General features: G+C 73.0%; 16 protein-coding genes. 6 read left to right on the forward strand and 10 right to left on the reverse strand.

Going from position 1 to position 21,671, the window contains the following annotated elements; translation table 11 throughout:
* Positions 1–118: 118 nt before the first annotated feature.
* Complete coding sequence (locus CcI49_RS12315) at positions 119–859, forward strand: hypothetical protein (protein WP_131831079.1); 741 nt, start codon at positions 119–121, stop codon at positions 857–859.
* A gap of 78 nt (positions 860–937) precedes the next feature.
* Here the strand turns inward: CcI49_RS12315 and CcI49_RS12320 are convergent, their stop codons facing one another.
* The 5 genes from CcI49_RS12320 to CcI49_RS12340 form a co-directional block, all read right to left on the reverse strand.
* The gene (locus CcI49_RS12320) at positions 938–2,662 is read right to left on the reverse strand and encodes a hypothetical protein (RefSeq protein ID WP_076826617.1); all 1,725 of its coding nucleotides are present in this window, start codon (positions 2,660–2,662) and stop codon (positions 938–940) included.
* Entirely contained in the window at positions 2,659–6,147 is a 3,489-nt protein-coding gene (locus CcI49_RS12325; RefSeq protein ID WP_241840033.1) for a hypothetical protein, read from the reverse strand. The genes CcI49_RS12320 and CcI49_RS12325 overlap by 4 nt, the downstream gene beginning before the upstream one ends.
* Positions 6,144–7,262 (reverse strand): hypothetical protein, encoded by a 1,119-nt coding sequence (locus CcI49_RS12330; RefSeq protein WP_241840034.1) that lies wholly within the window; start codon positions 7,260–7,262, stop codon positions 6,144–6,146. Before CcI49_RS12330 ends, CcI49_RS12325 begins: the two co-directional genes overlap by 4 nt.
* Positions 7,259–9,316, reverse strand: coding sequence for a hypothetical protein (locus tag CcI49_RS12335; RefSeq protein WP_076826622.1), 2,058 nt, complete (start codon positions 9,314–9,316; stop codon positions 7,259–7,261). The genes CcI49_RS12330 and CcI49_RS12335 overlap by 4 nt, the downstream gene beginning before the upstream one ends.
* 125 nt (positions 9,317–9,441) lie before the next feature.
* On the reverse strand, positions 9,442–11,049 hold the full coding sequence (locus CcI49_RS12340) for a DUF4407 domain-containing protein (protein WP_076826625.1): 1,608 nt from the start codon (positions 11,047–11,049) through the stop codon (positions 9,442–9,444).
* 615 nt (positions 11,050–11,664) lie between these two features.
* Between CcI49_RS12340 and CcI49_RS12345 the strand changes: the two genes are divergently transcribed.
* The 4 genes from CcI49_RS12345 (at position 11,665) to CcI49_RS12360 (ending at position 15,323) form a co-directional block, all read left to right on the forward strand.
* On the forward strand, positions 11,665–13,686 hold the full coding sequence (locus CcI49_RS12345; RefSeq protein WP_076826627.1) for a serine/threonine-protein kinase: 2,022 nt from the start codon (positions 11,665–11,667) through the stop codon (positions 13,684–13,686).
* 109 nt (positions 13,687–13,795) lie between these two features.
* Positions 13,796–14,161: a metalloregulator ArsR/SmtB family transcription factor gene (locus CcI49_RS12350; protein ID WP_054564846.1), complete on the forward strand. Its 366-nt coding sequence runs from the start codon at positions 13,796–13,798 to the stop codon at positions 14,159–14,161.
* 16 nt (positions 14,162–14,177) lie between these two features.
* Positions 14,178–14,684 carry an SRPBCC domain-containing protein gene (locus CcI49_RS12355; RefSeq protein ID WP_076826629.1) on the forward strand — a complete coding sequence of 169 codons (507 nt, stop codon included), beginning with the start codon at positions 14,178–14,180 and terminating at the stop codon, positions 14,682–14,684.
* 33 nt (positions 14,685–14,717) lie between these two features.
* Entirely contained in the window at positions 14,718–15,323 is a 606-nt protein-coding gene (locus CcI49_RS12360) for a TIGR03086 family metal-binding protein (protein ID WP_076826632.1), read from the forward strand.
* A 69-nt stretch (positions 15,324–15,392) separates the two neighbouring features.
* Here CcI49_RS12360 and phnA read toward each other — a convergent pair whose 3' ends face one another.
* From phnA to CcI49_RS12385, 5 genes are all read right to left on the reverse strand, one after another.
* A complete protein-coding gene (gene phnA / locus CcI49_RS12365; protein ID WP_083749474.1) occupies positions 15,393–16,802 on the reverse strand; it encodes a phosphonoacetate hydrolase in 1,410 nt (469 codons plus the stop codon).
* On the reverse strand, positions 16,799–17,566 hold the full coding sequence (phnE, locus tag CcI49_RS12370) for a phosphonate ABC transporter, permease protein PhnE (RefSeq protein ID WP_347280117.1): 768 nt from the start codon (positions 17,564–17,566) through the stop codon (positions 16,799–16,801). Before phnE ends, phnA begins: the two co-directional genes overlap by 4 nt.
* A 59-nt stretch (positions 17,567–17,625) precedes the next feature.
* A complete protein-coding gene (locus tag CcI49_RS12375; protein WP_076826846.1) occupies positions 17,626–18,384 on the reverse strand; it encodes an ATP-binding cassette domain-containing protein in 759 nt (252 codons plus the stop codon).
* Between the two features lie 140 nt (positions 18,385–18,524).
* Positions 18,525–19,451, reverse strand: coding sequence for a phosphate/phosphite/phosphonate ABC transporter substrate-binding protein (locus CcI49_RS12380; protein ID WP_076826636.1), 927 nt, complete (start codon positions 19,449–19,451; stop codon positions 18,525–18,527).
* A gap of 205 nt (positions 19,452–19,656) precedes the next feature.
* A complete protein-coding gene (locus CcI49_RS12385) occupies positions 19,657–20,772 on the reverse strand; it encodes a TIGR03364 family FAD-dependent oxidoreductase (RefSeq protein ID WP_054564851.1) in 1,116 nt (371 codons plus the stop codon).
* 143 nt (positions 20,773–20,915) lie between these two features.
* Between CcI49_RS12385 and CcI49_RS12390 the strand changes: the two genes are divergently transcribed.
* The gene (locus tag CcI49_RS12390; protein WP_054564852.1) at positions 20,916–21,671 is read left to right on the forward strand and encodes a GntR family transcriptional regulator; all 756 of its coding nucleotides are present in this window, start codon (positions 20,916–20,918) and stop codon (positions 21,669–21,671) included.

Here is a 21,671-nt window from a genome sequence, read left to right on the forward strand (position 1 = left end):
AGCGAACAACGGAGGATTCTGGTCGTTGGAACGACCAGAATCCTCCAGTCCGGTGTTCGTGCCCCGTTCCCAGGTGCAGGATCGAACCTGCGTTGACCCGCACAGGGAAGGTTGCTTCGTGCACTTTCAAAGATATGCCGCCAGTCATGTGACGCGGTCACGGCCTCGCGGCCGTCTCATCGGCGCCGCACTGTTCGCGCTGACGGTGGCCGCGCTTGTGGGTTGCTCCGGGACCAGCGGCCCGACTGGACCGGACTCCGCGGCGCCGCCGCCGACCGCCCGGCCGCCCCAGGCGCATCCGGCCAGCAGCGAGGGCCTGCAGGCCATGTGCAGGTACGGCGGATACATACCGGCGATGCCGGCGTATGCCGGGCCCGCGCCACATCCGATCGAAGGTCTCCAGCCTGGCCAGAACACCGGTGCCGTCGCCCTCACCTCCATTCTCTGGAGCGATCCACCGGACGACCTTCGTGGTGCGTTCAATGTTCTCACCCGCGATCAGTCCGGTGCCCTCATCCCGGATCTCATCCGGACACAGCTCGTCGTGTGTGTCACCCGGACCGGCTCGTCTCCGTCCGGAATCGTGTGCGAGGACCTCGGCAGCAACGTTCGACTGCTGCGCAGTAATTACCGGATGACGGTTCTGGAAGCTCATACCGGCAAAGTGGTCCAGGTCACCGATATGGGCGCGGGGATCGAGGACTGCCCGAGCTTCGCCTACGTCGACGGCACCGATCCCGCCGTGTTCACGAGCTTCGATGGAGGCCAGACCTACGACGTGCTACGGCCGCTGGTGCTGTGGGACGGAGTGACGGCCCAGCCCGCCGTACCTGGCACGACATGGACCGGCCGGGGCTGACGCCCTGGATCTGTGGCCCGCGCGGGAGTGCCGGACCCACGCCAGGTCGTCGAAGAGCCGACGCTGCCTGACGCCGCTCTAAGGCCGGCGCTGGTATCGGCCCAGCGGCAGCACCGTGGGCGGGCCGCCGCGGGCCGGGCTCAGCAGCAGCGCACCCAGCTGTGAGCGGTCCGACCTGACCCCGACGTGGTAGTCGCCGGTCGGCAGCTCGGCGCCGAGCCGCACCCGCAGCGCCCGCGGCGGGTCGCCGTCGGCCTGGACGTCCACGACGAGCACGCCGCCCGCGGACCCGTCATGGTGGACCGTGATCAGCTCGCCGGCCAGCTCACACCGTTCCAGCGGGACGTCTCCCGCCGAGATCACCCGCAGGCTCCCGCCGGTCAGCCGGCCGGCCAGGACACGGTGGACGCGCAGGCTCACCGTGTGCGGGTAGAGCTCCGTCCCGCGGACCCTCGCCGCGGCGAGCAGCGCGGCTCCCCGGGCAGCCGCGTACTCGGGCTCCGCGACCGGCCACACCGGCACCTGCGCCTCCCCGCCGCCGGCGGCCTCAGCTTCGCCGAGGACTCCCGAGACGTCAGACACGCCGGAGACACCGGAGACGCCGGAGGCGTCGGAGCCGCCGGGCAGGTCGGCCGGCCAGGCCTCGGCGACCGCTGTCCGGACCGCCTCGACCGCCGACGGCAGGAAGCCGAGGCCGCCGACGACGATCACCTCCGGCCAGGAGGCTCCGCCCCGCGCCACGGCATCCCCGCCTTCCGGCTGGCACAGGTCCTCCGGCTGGCACAGGTCCTCCGGCCGGCGCAGGTCACCCCGCCGGCGCAGCAGCCCGCCGACGGCGGCCCGCACCGTCTGGGCGACCGGCTCGAACGCGGCCGCCAGCTGGCCCGCGCTCAGCTCCCGGCCGGGTCCGAAGACCAGCGCGCTGCCGGCGTCCCGGTACGGATCGGCCGTGGTCCCGACCGGGCCGGCGCGGACCGGCTCCCGGCCGGCACGCGCACCCCGCAGAAACGTCAGGACCAGGTCGTTCTCCGTCCTGATCGGCACCGTGTCGTCACCGATCCCGCCGAATGCCCCGGGTCCGACGCGTCCGGCGGGACCGGCGGAGCCAGCTCGCCGGACCGCGTCCACGGCGAAACCGCGGCCGGCGTACCCAGGCTGGATCCAGCGTTCCAGCAGCCGGACGGTCCCCATGCCCACCGAGGCCGAGGCGGTGCCAGCCGGGGCGGTGGCGACCTCGACCAGGGCTGCCTCGACCGAGTCCGCGCCGATGTCACAGACCAGCACGAGGCGCCCCGGGATCCCCGGCCCCCCGTCCACCGCGAGCTGGTCGGCCCGGACGGCCGCGGCGCACACCGCCGTGCTGTGGACGGCGACGGCGTCCTGGGGCAGCCCCAGCCCGGCCGCCAGCGCCTGCTGGAGCCGCGTCCGGACCTGCGCTCCGGAGTCGGTCGCGAAGCAGTCACCGGTCACGGCGACGGCGAGGCCGGCGGCGGACCGCAGATCCCACGGGCCGGCCTCACCCGCGATCGTGATCTCGCTGTCCGCGGCCAGCGTCGAGAGGAGGTCCCGCCCGGCCGCCACCGGACCGCGCGGTCGCGCAGCGGCGGGACCGGTGACCATCCACGCCCCGGCCCGGCCGCCGGCGCCAGCGCCAGTGCCAGTGCCAGTGCCAGGCCCAGCGTCGGTAGCGCGGTCGCGGTCGGTGTCGGTGTCGGTGTCGGTGTCGGTGTCCAGGATGACGAGCCTGGTGAACTGGGTGCCGAAGTCGACGCCCGCCCGGTGGCCCGGTGACCTGGCGCTCATCTGGGCGGCCCCGCCACGGCGGCACTCGAACCGGCGGCCCCGCTCCGCAGGAACGAGTCCACCAGTGCTGGGCGAGTGTGATGCAGGGCCCTCAGCAGCTGGGCGAACCGGCCCGGCGGCCCGTGCCGTTCGCCGTAGCGGGCGATCTGCAGCGCGGCCAACAGCGCATCATCCCCATGGACCGCCAGCAGCCGCAGATCGATCGGCGCGGGACGCGGGGTCACCAGTGCCTGGAAGACGGCCAGCGCCGGCGGCAGCTGCCCGCTCGGCGGAGTGAGCCAGCGGAGCCATCCGCCCTGCGCGGCGTTCAGCGCCGCGAAGCTGCCCGACCGGGTGAGATGGATGATCCAGGAGACCGCGGCCTCGGGCAGCTCCTGCAGCGCCGCCCGGACGGCCTCTCCGCCGCCGGAAAGCTGCAGCAGCAGGAGCGCTCCGGCGTGCGTGCGTGCCACCCGGTCGGTGTCCCTCCCGTCGCCGCGGATCAGTCGGGCGAGGATGCCGTCGAGGCGCTGGAACGTCTCGAGGCGGTTGGCGAACACGACGGCGTCCTGCAGGTCGGCCATGGTGCCGCCGGAGAGCAGGATCCGCAGGGCGTCGGCCTCCTCGGGCTCCCGGGCGAACCTGCCGGCCATCGCCGCCCGCCGTCGRCTGCGGGCCTTCTCCAGGCTTTTGCTGGCCGGCAGCGGGGAGACGAAGGCCGGGTTCGTGTCGGTGAGCACGTCGAGCAGGTCCTCGGCCTGGTCGACGTCCAGTGGGTCACGCCAGGCGGACAACGCGTGGACCAGGCCGGCGGTGTCCTGGAAGAGGGCGCGGGCCGACAGCAGGCGGCGGAAGTACTCACGGCCGTAGCTGCTCGGCGGCTCCGCGGCTTCCGGCAGGTCACCCCAGGGAACCAGCAGCCTCGACCGCCCGCCGGAGATCTGCCCCTGGGTGGTGAAGGCCAGCCGGAAGGGGGTCGGGTTGTCGGTCGCGGTGGTCACGGCCACCCCGGCGAGCAGACCGGCCGGCAGCAGGGCGAGCACCGCCTCGATGAAGCGCAGGCGCTGCTCGGTGGTCAGGGCCGGCGGGGCGCCGACCACCGACACCGGGCCGTCGAGCAGCCCCGCGGCGACGGCGGCGACCGCGCCGAAGCCGAACGCGTCGACGTCCAGGGCACCCAGGCGCTGGTCGGCGGCGACGAGTTGCAGCCGGCTCGGCCGGGAGCCGGCTGCCGCCGACGCGGCGGCCGCGAGGCTCAGGCCGGTGATGCCGACCCCCGAATCCACGAACCGCGCGAGGCCGGTGTGGCAGCACCAGTCCGCGCCGCACACCGCGAGCCGCCCACCGCCGTCACCGAACAGCACCAGCCCGTCGGACGTCCCGCCCGGTGGACCGTCACGGCGCACGCCGGGGGTGTACAGCCGGGCGAGCTCCCAGATTCCGCGGCCGTCCGCCGAGGCGGGCTGCGGTGACGGGGCCGGATCGACCCAGCCGGCGCCGAGCTGGACGCGGGTGCCCGCCGCCAGCCGGGACGACGGGTCGTCCGGCACCGCCTCGCCGTCGGTGGGCTCCGTGTTCCGGCGGAGCAGCCGGCGGCGGGCTTTGGGCTCGCCGATCAGCCTGCCGAGCCGCTGTCGCTCGTCGGCGCGGCGGTCCGGCCACAGCTCGTCCAGGGCAGCCGTCCAGGTTCTGCGGCGAGCGACGCTGAACGGAGCCCGGTCGGCTTCGGCCCAGAGCCATTCCTCGAGCGCCGGTGTCAGCGCCTCGGCCCGGCCGCTCCACCCGGCGAGCCGGACGACAGTCAGCATCGCCGCCTCACCGATCCCGTCCGCGGCTCCGACCGCGGTGAGATCCGGGTGACCGACGGACTCCTGGCTGTTGCCGCTGTTGCCGCCCAGCACGCGGAACGGGCGCAGCACCGCGTCGGTCTGCGGCTGCCCGGCGGCGGCCAGCCACTCCACCAGCTGGAGCAGCCCGGGCACTCCCCGGCTGGCGAAGTACCGCACCAGCACCTGCAGGGTGCGCGCCGGGCTGGCGGCGAGCCCGTTGCGGACCGGGGCCCAGGTCGCCCGGTCCCCGGTCGCCCCTCCGTGCTCCCGGATGATGTCCGCGGCGAGCTCGACCGCGTCCAGCGGCGGCGGGTCGTCGTCCGCTCCCGGCTCCAGCAGCCCGCCGACGATCGCGGCGAACATCGCCTCGGGCGCACCCTGCAGGTGCGAGGCCAGGTCCCGGTATTCCCGCCCACCCGCGGCGCAGAGCCGGACCACGAGGTCGACCACCGCCGGGGCCAGCGCCGGGGCCCAGTGGCGGGCGACCAGGGTGAGGTCCTCCGGCCGGGCGAACGGCAGCAGCAACGGGAGGAGGACGCCGGTCGGGTCCGCCGGCGCGGGCAGGGCGGCCAGGTGCCGCCGGAGGTGCTCCGGGCCTGCCCTCCCGGCGGCGAACCGGGTGGCCAGGTCCAGCGCGGCGGTCTCGGTGAGAGCCTGGAAGATCTCCCCGGGCCGGCTGAAGCTGCGCGGCGTGATGTCCTCGGCGAGCCATCCCAGGACTGTGCGCAACCCGGCTTCGCCGTCGCCGTGGCTGTGGTCGTGGCCGAGCCCGTTGTCGCGGCCGATCCCGTTGTCGTGGCCCGCGTCGTGGCCGAGCCCGTGACCGGCGCCGTGGTCGGCCGGCCGGTTGCCGTCGATCAGGTAGGCCAGCAGGGAGGCGTAGCGGGGAGCCCATTCGTCGTTCGGGTTCGGCGGGCCGAACCGCGGGGGTGCCGTCGGGTCGACCAGCCGGCCGGTGCCGCCGAGGTCCTGTCCAAACGCGACGCGCAGCCGGTGGCTGGTCGCGACGTCTACCCAGGTACCGGCGGCGAGAGCGCCCTCGGCACCGGCCGGCAGCAGCGCGGCCACCAGATCGAGAAAGGCGATCCGGGCCGAATGGGTGGCCAGCTCGGGTACGGCACGCACCACGACCGGACCGTCCAGTGCCAACGCGGCGGTGACGACCGCGCCGCGCAGGAAGCGCAGGGCCGGGCTGGCCAGGGCACCCGCCCGGCGAGGCGGCGACGCGGCGGGGCGCAGGGACAGCGCCTGGCCGCCGGTGACCTCGGGAAGCCGGCGCAGCTGGCTCACGGTCGCCACCCGCACCGCCTCGTACAGCGCCGTGAAACTCCCCAGGTGACGGCGGAAGTCGTCCAGCGGCAGGCAGAAGAAGCGGGTGGGGATGACGACCCGGCCGGTGGCGTCGACCGCCATGGCCGGGTCCGCGGGCCATTCGCGGATCGCGACTCCCACGTAGGGCGTCTCGCCGGACGTCGCGGCGGTGAAGGTGATCCACGGCAGCGCGTCCGGCTCGCCCGCGCGCTCACCGGCCGGCGAGCCGGGCGAGAAATGCTGGATGATGCGTTCCAGCGTCGCCGGTCGAAGCCGGGCCCCGCCGGCGCACAGGATCTGGTAATCCTCGCGCTGCCCGGGCTCCTTGCCCAGCAGCGCCCATTCGAAGCCGACGGTGCCGGTCACCGGCGCTCCCCGTTGATCCGGGTCACCAGGCCCACGACCGGCTCCAGGACGTTCATCGGCGCCACCCGGCCGCGGATGCGGGGCACCCCACCGGTCATCACGATGTTCGAGTAGTCGACGGGGTTGAACCGGCCGTCCGGGCCGACGAACAAGCCGATGGAGGAAGTCGCGTAGAAACGAACCCGCGACGGGTCGAAGAATCCGCCGATCGCGTCTCGTAGATGGGAGGCGCCGGTCGATCTGTTGCAGAGCTGATCGAAGTAGCGATGGGCGACATCGTTTTCGATCCTGGGCGGCCCCGATCCGTTGGCCAGCGTGTTGAGCCTGCCGTCCAGGGCGACCCCGAGCACCCGGGGGTCGTCGAACTTCGTGACGCAGACGGCGAGGTGGTGCGGCAGCAGCCCGCCCCGGCTTCGCCCCGCGGTGCGGACCTTCTCGAGCACACGGTTGATCATGGCATCGAAATAGGCGTAGTTGTCGCCGTCCGCGCGGTCCCGCTCCCGGATCGGGTCGAAGAGAAGGACGATCCCGTCGCAGCGGACCAGATGGTCGACCAGCTCCTCGTGCTGCGCCGCGCCCCGGTCCGGAGGGCGGCGAGCCGGGGTCGGCGCGCTGGTCTCGTCGTCGTCGAACCTCAGCCCGTCGTCCTCGAAGCCACCGCCACCGCCACCACCGCTGCCGCTGCCGCCGTCCAGGGTGCTGATCTCGCTTCCCCCGCCCCGGTAGTACAGCGCACCGGAGACGTCCAGGAAGTCGAGGGTGAAATCGATCGGCGGCGTGCGCTCAGGCCTCGGCCGCGCGGGACTCGAGCCCGGCCGCAGCACGCGGCCCTCGAAGATGAGCCGCAACGGTGTGTTGGCCAGCGTCGCCGGCGGGAAACGGTGGTCCTGGACCAGGGTGCTCCGCAGCCTTTCCAACGCGCTTCCGGTCGCCCGGTCCGCGCTGGTGATGGTCCACCGGACGTGCCTGCCCCCCGGCTCGCGGGGCTTGTGCTGGATGGCGGCGAGCTGCATGGCGGCCATCAGGGTCGTCTTCCCGCTGCTCGTCGCTCCCCAGAGCCCGAGGCGCACCCGGCCCCGGGGCGACGGGCGCGGGCCCGCCGGCGGACGCGTCAACGCGGGCCACCCGGCGCCGCGACGCCCGACGCCGACGCCGACGCCGGTGCCAGCGGCAGCGGCAGCGGCTGCCCGGCGGACCCGGCGAACAGCCCCAGCGCGTCGGCCACCTCCTGCGCGGAAGCCGTCTCGAGCAGGAGCAGCGCGTCCGCACCCAGCACCCGCCAGACCGCACCGGCCCCGGACGGACCACCGGCACGCCCACCGCCACCCACGCCGAAACCGAAACCAGCGCCGAAGCCGACGCCGGAGCCGGAGCCGGCCAGGAACGCTTCCTGCCCGCAAACGGCCACCCGACGCGGGCGCTGCACAGTGGCCAGGCTGTCCATGAGTGTTCTCCAGTCGTGCCGGTCCAGGCAGGGAAGCGTGAGATCATCGGGTCGCTGCCTCGGTGGATGCGGAGGCCTGGCGGCGACGGTCACCAGCGCGCGGGCAGCCCCCGGCCGCCACGGCAGCCGGGCCGCCACGGCCAGCGCGTCCTCCAACGGGGCGGCGAGGTCATGCTGGGGAACGCTCGGGCCCCACTCCCGCAGCGCCACCCGGACCTGCAGGCCCGCTGCCGGCCCGACGGTCCGCACCACCTGCCCCTGGTCAGGCCACCCCTGGCCCAGGTAGTCGTGGTCGTCGTAGCCGAGCACCACGAAGCGGACCGCGTCGGCGTCGGGATGCTCGGCCACGACCAGGGCGATCAGATCGTCGACCAGCCCCAGTCGGCGCAGCACGTCCTGCGCCGTTCCCGCCATCTCCACCAGGCAGACCACGTCCACCGGGTCCGCGCCGTAACGCCGCGGGACGCGGGCCAGCAGCTCCGGCCAGCCCGGATTGTGCACCCGGATTCCGGCTGGTTCGAGGAAGCGGATCCGGCCCGGCCCGTCCAGGGCGAACCGCAGTCGCAGGTCGGCCCGTGGGGTCGCCGCGACCCAGCCGACCGTGATCGGTGCCCAGCCGTCCGGATGCGGTTCGGCGCCGGCCACCCCGCCCGCGCCGGCCACCCCGCCCGCGACGATCACCAACGCCAGCTCGGGCGGGGTGGCGGCCGGCACCGAGACGGTGATCTCGGCGGTGGGAGGCTGCCCGTCGGCGATGACGGTGCCGGGCGGGAAGAGCATCCGGGTGGTGAGGCGCACCCCACGGGTGACCCGGTCGACGTCCGCCACGACCAGCCCGTAGCCGACGGCGAGCGGCAGCTGCCGGCGCGCGGCCTCGAGTGCGGTGGCGAAGGGCTCCCGGGGCCGGGCCCGGGCCTGCTGGACCGCCGGCACGCCGTCGGCCCGGCGCGGCCCGGCAGCCCGACCCAGCTCGCCGGCCAGGACGTCCGCGACCTGGCTGGTCACCGGCCAGTCGACCGCCGGCCGGATCAGCAGGATCTCGGTGGCCAGCGTCTCGGCCACCGCGGCGAGCACCGGCACCAGCGGACCGAGCGCGATGTCCTCCTCCAGACCCGCCGCGAGGCGCAGGCGGCGGGCGTCGGGGTCCGTGGGCAGGGCTGGCAGCAGGTCCGGCCAGGCCCACTCCCGGGCGGCCGCCAGCCGGCCGGGCTGCCCGTCGAAGCCGGTCGTCAGGGTGCTGACGACGACGGCGTCGGGCCGCAGCTCGATGACCGCGATCCGCGCGGGGCCACCCGAGGCCATCCGCCGCAAAAGCGGGCCGAGCACGATCTCGGGCCCGCGCAGACCCGGCCGGTCGGCCGCCGCGGCCGCCGGGGTGGCGGCCCGCTCGGCCAGCTCAACCAGCTCGGCGGCGAGTTCTGTGGCGGTTCTGTCCCCGCCGCGGATGAACGCGGCGAGACGGACCGGCAGATCGGGGTCGGCCTGCTCCGCCGCGGCCAGCACCCGGGCGGCGGACCGGAGGTCGTGGCTGCACCTGGCCTGCGCCAGCCGGGTGTCGAACGCCTGTCGCAGCTGTGCCGTGATCTCGCCGAGCACCTGGGGGCTCCGCAGCTGCCAGCCGCACCGCGGGCAGGCGGTGTCCCGCTCCGCCACCCGCCGCCGGCACACCGGGCAGCCCACCGCGGCCTCGGCCGCGCTCCAGCTCACCGCGTCGTCGTCCCTCATGAGTCGTCGAAGTCAGCCGTCCGGCCGGATCCCCGTCACAAGCCGTGCGGTACACACCCGCCGGTCTCGCCCGCGGGCCGCAGGGCCCGGGCCCTGCGGCCCGGGGCCCGGTCACGCCTGGCTGGTCAGTTCCGCCACTGGCCGTAGCCGTTGCCGGAATCGCCGTCGAAGAACGGGCCTGAGGGCGGGATCGGCTCGTTGCTCGGGTAGGGCTGGTACTGGTCCGCGCTGGGGTGCTGCCCGCCGGAGACCTGCTGCAGCCCGATCCGCGCCAGCAGGTTGTCGAGCCGCGACCGCCGGGGTGCCGGGACCGGCCGCACCGGAGCGGGGCGCCGGGTCGAGAACGCCGTCGGATCCATGTAGGCCTGCGGGTTGCGCCTCGCATCCCGGGTCATCCGGCGTTTGAGCTGGTTGAGGGCGGCCTCGCTGGCGTGCTCAGCCGCCTCGGTCTGTATCTCCACGCCGATGGCCCGCCGTCGGTGCAGCCCGGCGTTCGCCATGATCGCCGCCGCCCGCCGGTGCCGGATGCGCTCCTCCTCGGCCCGCAGCCGGCTCTTCCCGTCGAGGGCGACCGCCTGCTCGTAGTCGTTCGCCGGGCCGACGGAGATGATGAACTTGACGATGATCGGCAGGCACTCGATCGCCGTGATGAACACCAGCAGGAACCGGTGCGCGAGGCCCAGGGCCGGCCGGTGCGCGGTCAGGTTGTCCAGCGCCTCGATGCGGATCAGCAGGCCGTTCTCCTTGCCGTTCTCCTTGCGGAAGTTCTCGATGGCCGCCGTGCGCGCCGTCCTGAGGTCCGTGAGCTCCGTCTCGACCGTCTTCAGCCGGCCCTTCGCGGTGTTCTGCGCCGCGCCCCTGGTGTCGGTGGCCTTCGACCGCGCGGTCGCCTGGGCGGTGGTGAGCTGGCCGTTCAGCACACTGAGCTCATCCCGGTACCGATCCCGGAGCGCCACCTTCTCCGCGTAGGCCGGGCCACGGCCGACCTTGCCGCTACCGCAGGTCCCCTCGTTCTCGCAGATGACAGCCTGCTCGGCGGCGTCGTACTGCTCCTGCTTGGCATCGACCAGCTTCTGTATGCGCGCGACGTCGGGGTCCGTGCTGACGTCCACGGTGTCGGTGCTGGTGTCGATCGTGGCCTGCAGCGTTTTCTGTTCCGCTTCCAGCGCCTTGATCCGCGTGCCGCGCTCGTCGGTCTGCGTGGTGGCCAGGAATTCGCTGTCGCGCTCGCTGCGCATGAGCGAGAGCTCGGTCGTGATCTCCGCCTCGAAGATTCGCAGCACGAGCGGTGTCGAGATCACGACGCCGATCAGTATCGCGAGGGCGAGCCGGGGAATCGCGATCGGCAGAATCTGATACCAGTGGTCCCGGCGCTGCATCGAGACGACCAGCCACCGGTCGAGGCTCATGATGGCGAAACCCCAGGCCACCCCGAGCAGCAGATAGAAGAACGGGCTCAGGCCCAGCGCCATCCGTAGCGCGAAGGCGCAGGAGATACCGGCCATGGTCGACGTGGTGAGCACGGCGGCGCCGATGCCCACGTACTTCGGGACGTCGGAGGGAAAACGATCCAGAATATCGGTGTTGGCGCCGGAGAGCCACAGCAGCACCCGGGTCGGACGCGACCGGCGCTTGCCACCCTCCGCCCACGGGTCCTCGTCAGGCAGACCGCCCGGCCAGGAACCCCCGGAAAGCCCCGACCCCCGGTCCTGCGAAAAACTGTCGTTCGACATGACGCTCCCCGTTTACGCCATCTGTCGGTGTGGGTGGCCGGTGGCCCGCCCAGCCCGATGTTTCGCCCAGCCCGATGTTGAGGTGCCCCTCAGAGCCCCGCCCGCATTTCCCCGCGGCCGCGGGGGCCGACGGGAGGCGTGCCGGCACCCGCCGGCCGGCGGCCCTGCCGCGCCACCCGACCACTCCCCTCCCCCGCGGGCCCGCCGCGGGGCGACCAACCATCGCTCCCGTGCAGGCGGCTCAGACCAATGCAGCTCAGGTGTACGCAGCTCAGGCCGATGCACCCGACACCCGCATACCGACTCTCGGAATGAACGTACCGCACACCGCGGGCAAATCACAGCCGAGGCCGGGGCGCGAGCCCGGCCTATAACCGAACCAGCAGGCAGAGCCTTTGCCTCATAGCAACCAAGGTTGGCCGCCAGGCCGACAACCACGCACCCGCTACACCTCCGCCCACGGTTGCCCTCGCTTTGAGAAATCCACCGGGCCACGGACCGGAAGACCACGGCATCAACCGGCCGGCGGGCCCGCGAGCCACCTCGGACAGGCTCTGGCCATCCTCGGAGCAAGCCCCGGGCAGGGCCCCGGCCAGCCACTATGATGGCGGCACTATGACGGGGGCGAACGACCACGAGGCGAACTGGTCTAACCACTACCTGCTCGCCAATTTAGAGCAGCGCCGCGGGTGGCTCAGGTCGGCGATACCAGCTGCGGTAAAAGCGCGGCGACCGGAGATCGTCCTGGGCCCCGAACTGGGCTCGGGTGGGTACGGGCTGGTGCTGGAGGCAACCCAGAAACAATTGAATCGCCGGGTTGCCGTCAAGGGAATTCTCGGCGCGACCGACGAGGCGCAGCGACTGGCCGAGCTGAATCATCCACATGTGGTGCAGGTATACGACTCGTTCAGCCAGATCTTCGGGCAGCACCACCTGCAGGTGGTCGTGATGGAATATCTTCCGGGTGCCACCCTGAACGGGCGGCGCGAGCGGCTCTCACCCGAGCAGTCGTGCGCAGTGGGGCTCGCGGTCGCCGCCGGGCTGAACCACGCCCACCAGAGACTGCTGCACCGCGACATCAAGCCCGCGAACATCATGTTCGCCGAGGACAACACGCTGAAGGTCGGCGACTTCGGGCTCGCGAAGTCATATGTGGGCCAGGCCGTCCACACCGACAACGTGGTCGGCACCCAGGCCTACATGGCGCCCGAGCAGATCACCGCGGGGAAGCTCACCCCGGCGACCGACATCTACGCCCTCGGTGTCGTGCTCTACCAGCTCCTGACCGGCCAGCTCCCGTTCGGCCCCAAAGGGAACATCGCGCGACCGGAAACCGGGGCCGGGGACCAGCCGCCGGCGATGGGCGCCGTGGACGACCGGATCGCCCGGGTCGTCCTGCGCACCCTGGCGAGAAGGCCCGGCGACCGCTACTCCAGCGCCGCCGAGCTTGCCCTGGCCCTGGCCCACGCCGCCACCGACGCCTACGGCCCCGGCTGGGCCGACAAGGCGCGCACGGGCCTCCCGCTGCATCTGACGGACCTGCCTGAACTGATCGAGATCCTTCGCCCCACCGGGCCCAACGTCATCAGGACTCCACGCCTGAACCGTTCGGACACATCTCGCGGCTCTGACCCGCGAGCCCTGGGGGCCCCGCTGCGCGGCCACGAGAAGCCGGTGCACGCGGTGGCGTTCTCCCCGCGCGGGAAGATCCTCGCCAGCGCGGGCGCCGATCAGCGCATCCAGCTGTGGGATCTCACCGCCCCCGTCAGCCCCCGGCCCCTCGGCGGGCCGCTGCAGGGCCACGACGGCACCGTCCTGTCGCTGGCCTTCTCCCCGAGCGGCAGCATCCTGGCCAGCGCCGGCGCGGACCGGACGGTCCAGCTGTGGAGACCGACCGGCCCGACAGCACTGCGCCTTTCCGGCCGGCGACCGCTCGAACACGCCGGCCAGGTCAGCTCGGTGGCGTTCTCGCCCAACGGCCGCATCCTCGCCAGCGGCAGCAGGGACACCGCGATCCGGCTGTGGGACGTCACCGATCCCACTGCCCCGCGACCGGTCGGCGAGCCACTGCTGGGCCACCAGGGCTCGGTGTGCTCGTTGGCGTTCTCCCGGAGCGGGCGCATCCTCGCCAGCGGCGGGGCCGACCAGAGGATTCGGCTGTGGGATCTCACCGAGCCGACCAACCCCCAGCTCATCCACGACCGGCTCGGCAACCAGTTCGGTCAGGTGGACGCGGTGGCGTTCTCCCGGCGTCGCGACACCCTCGCCGGCGCGAGCGCCGGCGCCACGAGGGTCGGCAGGGCGACGGTGACGTTGTGGGATGTGGCCGATCCGGCCGATCCGCGGCCGCTCAGCCAGCCGATGCGGGGCCGCGGGCGCGCCGGGGTGAACGCGATGGCCTTCTCACCCGTCGCGGAGATTCTCGCCGCCGCGGCCTTCGACAATGTCGTGCGCCTGTGGCACACGACCAATCCGGCCGCGCCCCAGCCCCTCGGCGAGCCACTGCGCGGCCACACCGACCGGGTGCGCTCGGTGGCCTTCGGCCCGCAGGGCGACATCCTCGCCAGCGCCGGCGAGGACGGCACGGTACGCCTGTGGACGAGGTTCACCACGACGGCCCCGCCGCAGCGGGGCTGAGGCCCCCTTCGCACCTTCGCCGGGACACTCCCGTCAACCAGATGGTTGACGTAGCCGCCCACCCGCTCTACCTTCATCCTCAACCAACCGGTTGAGTTTAGATGGGGTGATGGTGGATCAGCTGTCACGGCTCTTCTCAGCCCTCACCGACCCGACGCGGCGGGATCTCGTCGCCCGGCTCACGGCGGGCGACGCCACCGTCGGCGAGCTCGCCGCGCCCTACGACATGAGCATCCAGGCGGTCTCGAAACACCTGAAAGTCCTTGAACAGGCGGGCCTGGTCAGCCGCACCGGCCCCGGCCACCGCAGCCCCGTCCACCTGGAGGCACAGGTGCTCGACCTGATGACGGGGTGGATCGAGCGCTACCGCCGCCAGGCCGAGCAGCGCTACCGCCGCCTCGACGCGGTGCTCGCCGCCCTGAACGACCCCGCGGCGGCCGACCCGTCCCACATCGCCGGCGAGAAGTCGGCCTGAGAAAGGTAAAAGACTGATGAGTACCAGCAGCAGCAGTGCCACGGCCGCCATCGAGACGACCCGGATCGAGGCCGACCCGAACGTGCCGCTGATCCGGCTCACCCGGGATTTCGTCGCCACGCMGGAACAGCTGTTCCGCGCGCACACCGACCCCGACCTGTTCGCCCGCTGGGTCGGGCCGGACGGGATGGTCACCACCATCGAGCACTGGGAGGCAAGCAACGGCGGAAGCTGGCGCTACGTCGCACGCCGCGACGGCCTGGACTTCCGTTTCCGCGGCTGTTTCCACGACGTCCGCCCCAACCGGATCGTCCAGACCTTCAGCTTCGAGGGCGAGCCGGACCACGTGGCGCTGGAGACGATCTGGTTCGAGGATCTCGGTGCCGGCCGGGCCCGGCTGCACGCCCAGTCGCTGGTCGACAGTTTCGACGGCCGCGACGCCTGGCTGCGCAGCGGAATGGAGACCGGCATCAACGAGGGCTACGCCAAGCTGGCCGCCCTGGTCTCCTCGGGCACCGTCTGAACCGGGAACCAGCCGGGCGAAGGGACGACATCCATGACCGAGAACTCCACGCTCTCCGTTTCACCCGCCGGGCTCTCACCCGCCGAGCGCCATCGGCTGATCGCGGGCGCGTTCACCGACCGGGTGCTCGGCACCCGAGACTGGGACGCCCCCACACCCGTCGCCGGGTGGGCCGCACGCGACGTGGTCCGGCACCTGTGCGAGTGGTTCGCCGGCTTCCTCGAAGCCAGCGGCGGACCGGCGCTGCCCCACGGCCCGTCCGTCGACGACGACCCGGCAGGCGCCTGGCAGGTGCATACCGCCGGCGTGCAGAGGCTCCTCGACGATCCGGCCACCGCTGCCCACATCCTGCGCAATCCGCACGTGGGCGAACTGTCGGTCACCGCCGCGACCGACATGATCTACACCGCCGACGTCTTCATGCACACCTGGGATCTCGCCCGGGCCACCGGGCAGGACGACCGGCTCGACCTCGCCTTCTGCGCCCAGCTCGTCGACGGAATGGCGCAGATGGAGGACGTCCTGCGGTCATCCGGGCAGTACGGGCCGGCGGTCGCCGTGCCCGCGGGCGCCGACGCCCAGACCCGCCTGCTCGGGTTCATCGGCCGCGACCCGCACTGGCGGCCCGAGCCGTCCTGAGCAGTCCCGAGCCGTCGGCGATCATCCCGACCCGGGCGGCACCGGCTGAGGGCTGCGCGCCGGGCGGGGTCAGGGCGCCGGGCGGGGTCGGGGCGCCGCCTCGGCGGCGGTCCGGGACAGCCACGCCAGGGTGGTGGCGGCGTAGAAGGCGTCGTAGTTGTGGACGACYGCGGCCGGGTTCCCGTGCCGGGCGGGGGCACCCAGCCCCAGCGCCGCCGGCGGGCGGATCAGCTTCCGGTTGACGATGAACGGCACCGCGAGCTCGCCGAGCCCGCCATGCGACCGCAGCGGGACGTCCAGACCGCTCAGGTCGTGGGCGGCGGCCCGTTTCCCCAGCACGGTCGCGGCGTCGGCGAGCACGACCACGTCACCGAGCCGGTCCGCGGGCATCGCGAACTCCCGGGCGGCGTCGGCGCGCAGGTAGGTCGCCTGCACGCCGTCGAGGGTCGCGAGCGCCTCGGCCACCGCCGCGGCCGTCCCGGCTGACGCCGCGGACTCGACGCCGCCCACCACGTGGACGTTCGCCAGTGAGCCGAGGGCGCCATGGTGGGCCACATACGGGTCGGTGATGGGCAGGACGACACGTAGATCGGCCCGCCCGTCCAGCAGCCGCGCGATCTCGTCGCAGAGGTGGACGACCCGCGGCCGGCCGTGCGCGTCGGACTTGGCGCTCATCCCGTGGTCGGCGGTGAGGACGATGGTCGCGCCGAGCTCGTCCAGCGCCCGCGCGTACCGGTCGATCATCGCGTAGAAGTCGTTCGCCGCGGCGGTGCCGGGAGCATGCTTGTGCTGGACGTAGTCGGAGAGCGACAGGTACGTCAGGTCCGGCCGGCGGTCCCGCAGCAGCGCGACGCCGGCCGCGAGGACGAACTCGGACAGCTCGGCGGAGTACACCTCGGGCACCGCCCGGCCGATCAGCCCCGGCACGTCCGCGATGCCGTTGGTCTCGATCCGCGCCGCGCCGGCCTGTTCGGCGGAGAAACAGACCGCGCCCGGCCGCGGCGCACCGGTCCTGGCCGGTCCGGGTGCGTCCAGGCCGGTTCCCAGCAGCCGGCGAAGCTTGTCCTTCGCGGTGACGACGGCGACGCCGAGCCCGCCCGCGTGGGCGGCGGCGAACAGCGTCGGGGCGCGCAGCAGGTCCGGGGACGTCATCGGCAGCTCGGTGCCGCTCGCGTCGTCCCAGTAGGTGTTGCCGCTGATGCCGTGCACCGCGGGCGGGCGCCCGGTGGCGATGGAGAGGTTGTTCGGGTTGGTCAGCGCCGGCATCGCGCCGTGCGCCGGCCACGAGGTGCCGGTGCCTGCCCCGGCCCCGGCCCCGGTGCTGGCCAGCAGGCCCGCGAGCCAGGGCATCCGACCGGCCTCGACGGCTCGCTCGTGGTAGGCGGGGGCGCTGCCGTCGACGCAGATCACCACGACCGGATCGGCGCCGAAGAGGTATTCACGGCCGTTGACCTCGACCCGGGTCACCGCGCCGGTCACTCCGCGAAACGCTTCCGGACCTGCGCCGACACCTGGTCGACCACGATGATGAGAACCAGGACGATCAGAATATGGGTGAGCATCTCGTCGAACTGGAACAACTGGATGGACTGGTTGATCAGGAAGCCGATGCCGCCGGCGCCGACCAGGCCCAGCACCAGCGAGGAACGGACGTTGACGTCCAGCCGGTAGAACAGCAGCCCGACGATCTGCGGCAGCACCGTCGGCAGCACCGCGTTGGTGGCGATCTGCAGGCTGGACGCCCCACCGACCCGCAGCGCGTCGCGCGGCCCCGGGTCGCTCTCCTCCATCGCCTCGGCCCAGAGCTTGCCCATGACCCCGGTGTTGTGCACGACCAGGGCCAGCACGCCGGGGAACGGCCCGAGCCCGACCGCCGCGACGAAGATCAGCGCGAACACGACGTCCGGGATCGCCCGCAACGTCGACAGCAGGGTGCGGGACACCTGGTAGACCCACACGTTGCGGGTGGTCGCCCGCGACGCGAGCAGGGAGAGCACGAACGCGGGCGGGACCGACAAGGTCGTCCCCAGCAGCCCCATGTAGAAGGTCACGAGCGCGGCGGTGAGGCCGGGGCGCACCACCTCGGACCACGAGAAGTCGGGCGGGAACGCGCCGGACAGGAAGTCCCCCATCCCCCGCCAGCCCGCCATCAGCTCGCCGGGCGAGATGTCGGTCTCGCGCCACGCCAGCGCGTGCACCGCCACGACCAGCCCGAGCAGCACCAGCCCACCGGCACCGATCAGGCGGCGCCGCGGCGGTTCCGGCGCCGGCCCGTCGAGGGCGGTCTCGTCCACGGTCGCGGTCAAGGAGCCTCCCCGGCCCGGGCGCGGTCGGCGGCGTACAGCCGCTCGATCTCGTCAGCGTGGATGTCGTTCGGGGCGCCGTCGAACGCGACCCGGCCCGCGGCCAGGCCGACGACCCGGTGCGCGTACCGCAGGGCCAGATCGGGCTGGTGCAGGACGGCGACGACCGCGTAGCCCTCGGCGGCGAGGTCACGCAGCAGCCCGATGACGTTCTCGGCGGCCGCCGGGTCGAGGGCCGACACGGGCTCGTCCGCGAGCAGGACCGACGCGCGCTGGCWCAGCGCCCGCGCGATCGCGACCCGCTGCTGCTGGCCGCCGGAGAGCCGACCGGCCGGCTCCCCCGCCCGCGCCGCGAGCCCGACCCGATCCAGGCACCGCATCGCCTCGACCCGCACCGACCTCGGGAAGGTGATCGGCAGCAGGGAACGCCACAGCGGCAGCCGTCCCAGTGCCCCGCAGCAGACGTTGTCGATCACGCTGAGGCGCCGCACCAGGTGGATCTGCTGGAAGACCATGGCGGCCTGGCGGCGCGCCTGGGCGGTCCGCCGCAGGTCCGCCGCGTCCAGCGGGACACCGGCGAGTCGGATGGTCCCGCCGTCGGCTTCGAGCAGGCCCACCACGCAGCGCAGGGCGGTCGACTTCCCGGAGCCGTTCGCGCCGAGGACGGCGACGAACTCCCCGGCCCGCACGCACAGGTCGAGGCCGGCGAGAACCTCCTGCGCCCCGAACGACTTGCGTACGTCGACGAGTTCGAGCAGCACCGGCGCCTCGGCTTCCCCGATCGCGCCGGATTCACCGAGCTCACGGGAATCCCCGAGCTCACCCGGATCACCGGCGGCGACGAGGGTGCCGGCGCCGGGTCCGGGCGGCGCGGGCCGCCCGGACGGCTGTGACACGGTCAGGCGTCCTTCTCGGTCAGGCCGAGGGTCTGCGCCAGCGAGAAGATGGGCTGGTAGGTGTCCCTGGTGACGGCGACGAGCGGCCCGGGCGGCGAGACGTCCAGCAGCGCGCCCAGCTTGCCGACGTCCTTCGGGGACAGGTGCAGCAGCGCGTCGGCGACGGCCTTCTTGAACTCCGGGCTCAGGTCGCCGCGAACGGTGATCGGGTCGTTCGGGATGGGGTCGGAGGCCCAGATCTGCCGGAAGCCGCTCGGGTCGAACTCCTTCGCCTCGGTGGCGGTGGCCAGCTGCTGCGTGTTGATCTCGGCGGCGTCCACCTTGCCGTTCTTCAGCGCGAGCAGCGCCTGCGGGTGCCCGCCCGCGTAGGTCAGGTTGACGTCGGACTCCTGCAGACCGGCGGTGCGGATGGCGTAGCGCGGGAACGCGTCGCCGGAGGTGGAGCCGGCGCTGGACAGCGCCAGGTTCCTGCCCTTCAGCTCCTCGACCTTCGTGATCGGGGAGTCCTTCGGCACCCAGATGCCGGCCTTGTAGGAGCTGAGCTTCCCGGTGGAGTCACCGAACGACGCGACGGCCTCGGCGTTCGCGTTCTTGCTCGCGAAGACGAAACCGAGCGGGCCGAACACCGCGACGTCGATCTTCTTGTTGCGCATCGCCACGACCTCGGCCGAGTACTCCGTGACGACGGTGGTCTCGACCTTGCAGCCGAGCTCCCGGCTCAGGGCCTCGCCCACGAGCTTGAACGCGGGCGTGAGCTTGGCCGGGTCCTCGAACGGCTCGACGGCCATCTGGACCGTGCCGCCGTTCGGGCACTCGACCTTCCCGGCGGCGGTGTCCGTCTTCGAGCCGGAGTCGTCGGAGCCGCAGGCGGCGGCGAGTACGAGAACCATGGCGCTTGCCACGAGTGCGGCACCACGACGAACAATCATGACGATGACTTCCTGTGAGTGGGGAAGATACGCGGAGCAGAGCGGAAAGAAGCGGAAGGGCGCGGAGAAGAGCGGAGCGGAAACGACGGCGGATCAGGCCGAGCCGTGAGTCGGGACCGCCGTGCACCAGAACAGGCCGGAAACAGGGCAGGCCACTGACCAGGCCGTGGGTCAGAGCAGGTCGTGAGTCAGAGCAGGCCGTGAGTCAGAGCAGGTCGTCGAGGACCGTCGGGGCCAGGCCGAGCGCGGTGGTCATCCCGATCCCCGACGTGACGGAGACGACGCGCACGCCGGCCGTCGGGGCGGCGATGAGGAATGGCTGCGGCGCCGAGGCGTAGACGCCACGCCAGCGTTCGAGGACGTCCAGCCGCGCGACCCCGAGCAGCCTGGCCGTCTCGGCGAGCACCAGCTCGTCGCGTCGCTCGTCGGTGAAGGGCGCTGGGGTCAGGGCGTAGTCGTGGGTGTCGCCGATGGTGAGGCTGCCGTCGGGGCGCTGCGTGAACATCAGGTTCAGGCCGGCCTCCACCGCGCGCGGCGCCTCCCGGGCGATCCGGTCGCGCAGCGCCGGCAGGCTCGGGCACTCGTCGAAACCGCTGTAGCGCAGCAGTGAATGCCCGGTGAGGATGGCCGGGTCGATGGGCAGCTCGTGCGGGTCACGCACCCGCAGCATGCGCAGGGCGCAGCGGCGGACACCGTGGTCGGCCGCCAGGTCGGGGAACAGGCGGTCGACGTTGTGACCGACGCAGACCACCGTCCGGCCAGCGCCGATCGTCCCCCGGGAGGTGTGCACGGCGCCGGTCTCGATGCCGCCGACCGCCGTGTTCCAGTGGAAGCGGACGCCGTGGGCGGCCAGCCAGGCCGCGATCGCGCCGGCCGCCGCGCGCGCGTCGATGCACAGGTCGAGCGGGAACCAGGCGCCGCCGAGCGCCGGCCCGGCGAACGGGGCCCGCCGGCTGGTCTCGGCGGCGTCGAGCAGCACCACGTCGTCACCGCGGATCTGGGCGAACTCGTCGAGCACGGCCAGCTCGTCGGCATGGCGCGCGAGGACGAGCGTGCCCGCCTCGCGCACCGTGAACCCGGCGTCCTTGCCCAGCTGGGTCCAGCGGGCCCGGGCCCGCAGCGCGTAGTCGAGCGCCGGACCGGACTGTGCGGTGACGCAGCCGTGCCCGAAGTTGCGCACGGAGGCTCCGACGGCCCGGTCGTCACGCTCGACGACGACGACCGACTGCCCACGGGTGTGGGCGTCGAAGGCGTGAGCCAGCCCGACGATGCCGGCGCCGACCACCACGACGTCCGCTCGAACGCCGTCCAAACCTGTCATGAGAGGCAGGGTCGGCCACGCTCCACAGCCTGGTCAACAGGCCGGAAGTGACGTCGTCGAGAGTTCGCCTCTCGTTCATTTGCACAGCTTTTTGCCTTCCAACACCGGCGGCAAGCGGCTCGCCAACCTATATAGTCAGGTTCGTGGCCGCCGCCTTGCACACCATGATCGCCGAGGACATCCGAGAGAAGATCCGCTCGGGTGCGCTGCCGGTCGGCACCGCGCTGCCATCGGCGTCCCAGCTGCGCGCCCAGTGGAAGACCTCGCTCGGGCCGGTACGCCAGGCGCTCGCCGCTCTGCGTGCCGAAGGGGTCATCACCGGCGGGCCCGGCAAGCCGCCGGTGGTGTGCAGCTCGTCGCTGGGGCAGTCGTTCAACACGCTGCTGTCGTACTCGGCCTGGGCGCACTCGATCGGGCGCCAGCCCGGACAGCACACACTCGAACTGGCACTGCGCCCGGCCGACGAACACGCCTGCACGGTGCTGAACGTCCCGCCGGGAGTACCGGTCGTGCAGGTGCTGCGGCTGCGCTACCTGGACGGTGAGCGCGCGATGCTCGAACGCGGCACGTTCGTCGAGCACGTCGGCCGGCACCTGTTCGACTTCGACACCAGCTCGGGGTCGATGTGGGCGCACCTGATCTCGCGCGGGGTCCGGTTCGCCACCGCCTCACACGTCATCGACGCGGTCGCCGCCGACCCCGTCGACGCGCTGCACCTGGGCGTGGTCGCAGGGGCCCCGCTGCTCCGCCAGCAGCGCACCGCCCGCGACCCCGACGGCGAGGTCCTCGAATACCACGACGACCGGTACCTGCCAGCGGTGGTCAGCTTCACCCTCGAGAACACCTTCGACGCGCGCTGCGCGCTCGTCCGCAACGCGGCCGCGACTCCGACCCGCTGA

Origin of the sequence: Frankia sp. CcI49 (assembly GCF_001983215.1) — a bacterium.
In the GTDB taxonomy this organism is placed as follows: domain Bacteria; phylum Actinomycetota; class Actinomycetes; order Frankiales; family Frankiaceae; genus Parafrankia; species Parafrankia irregularis.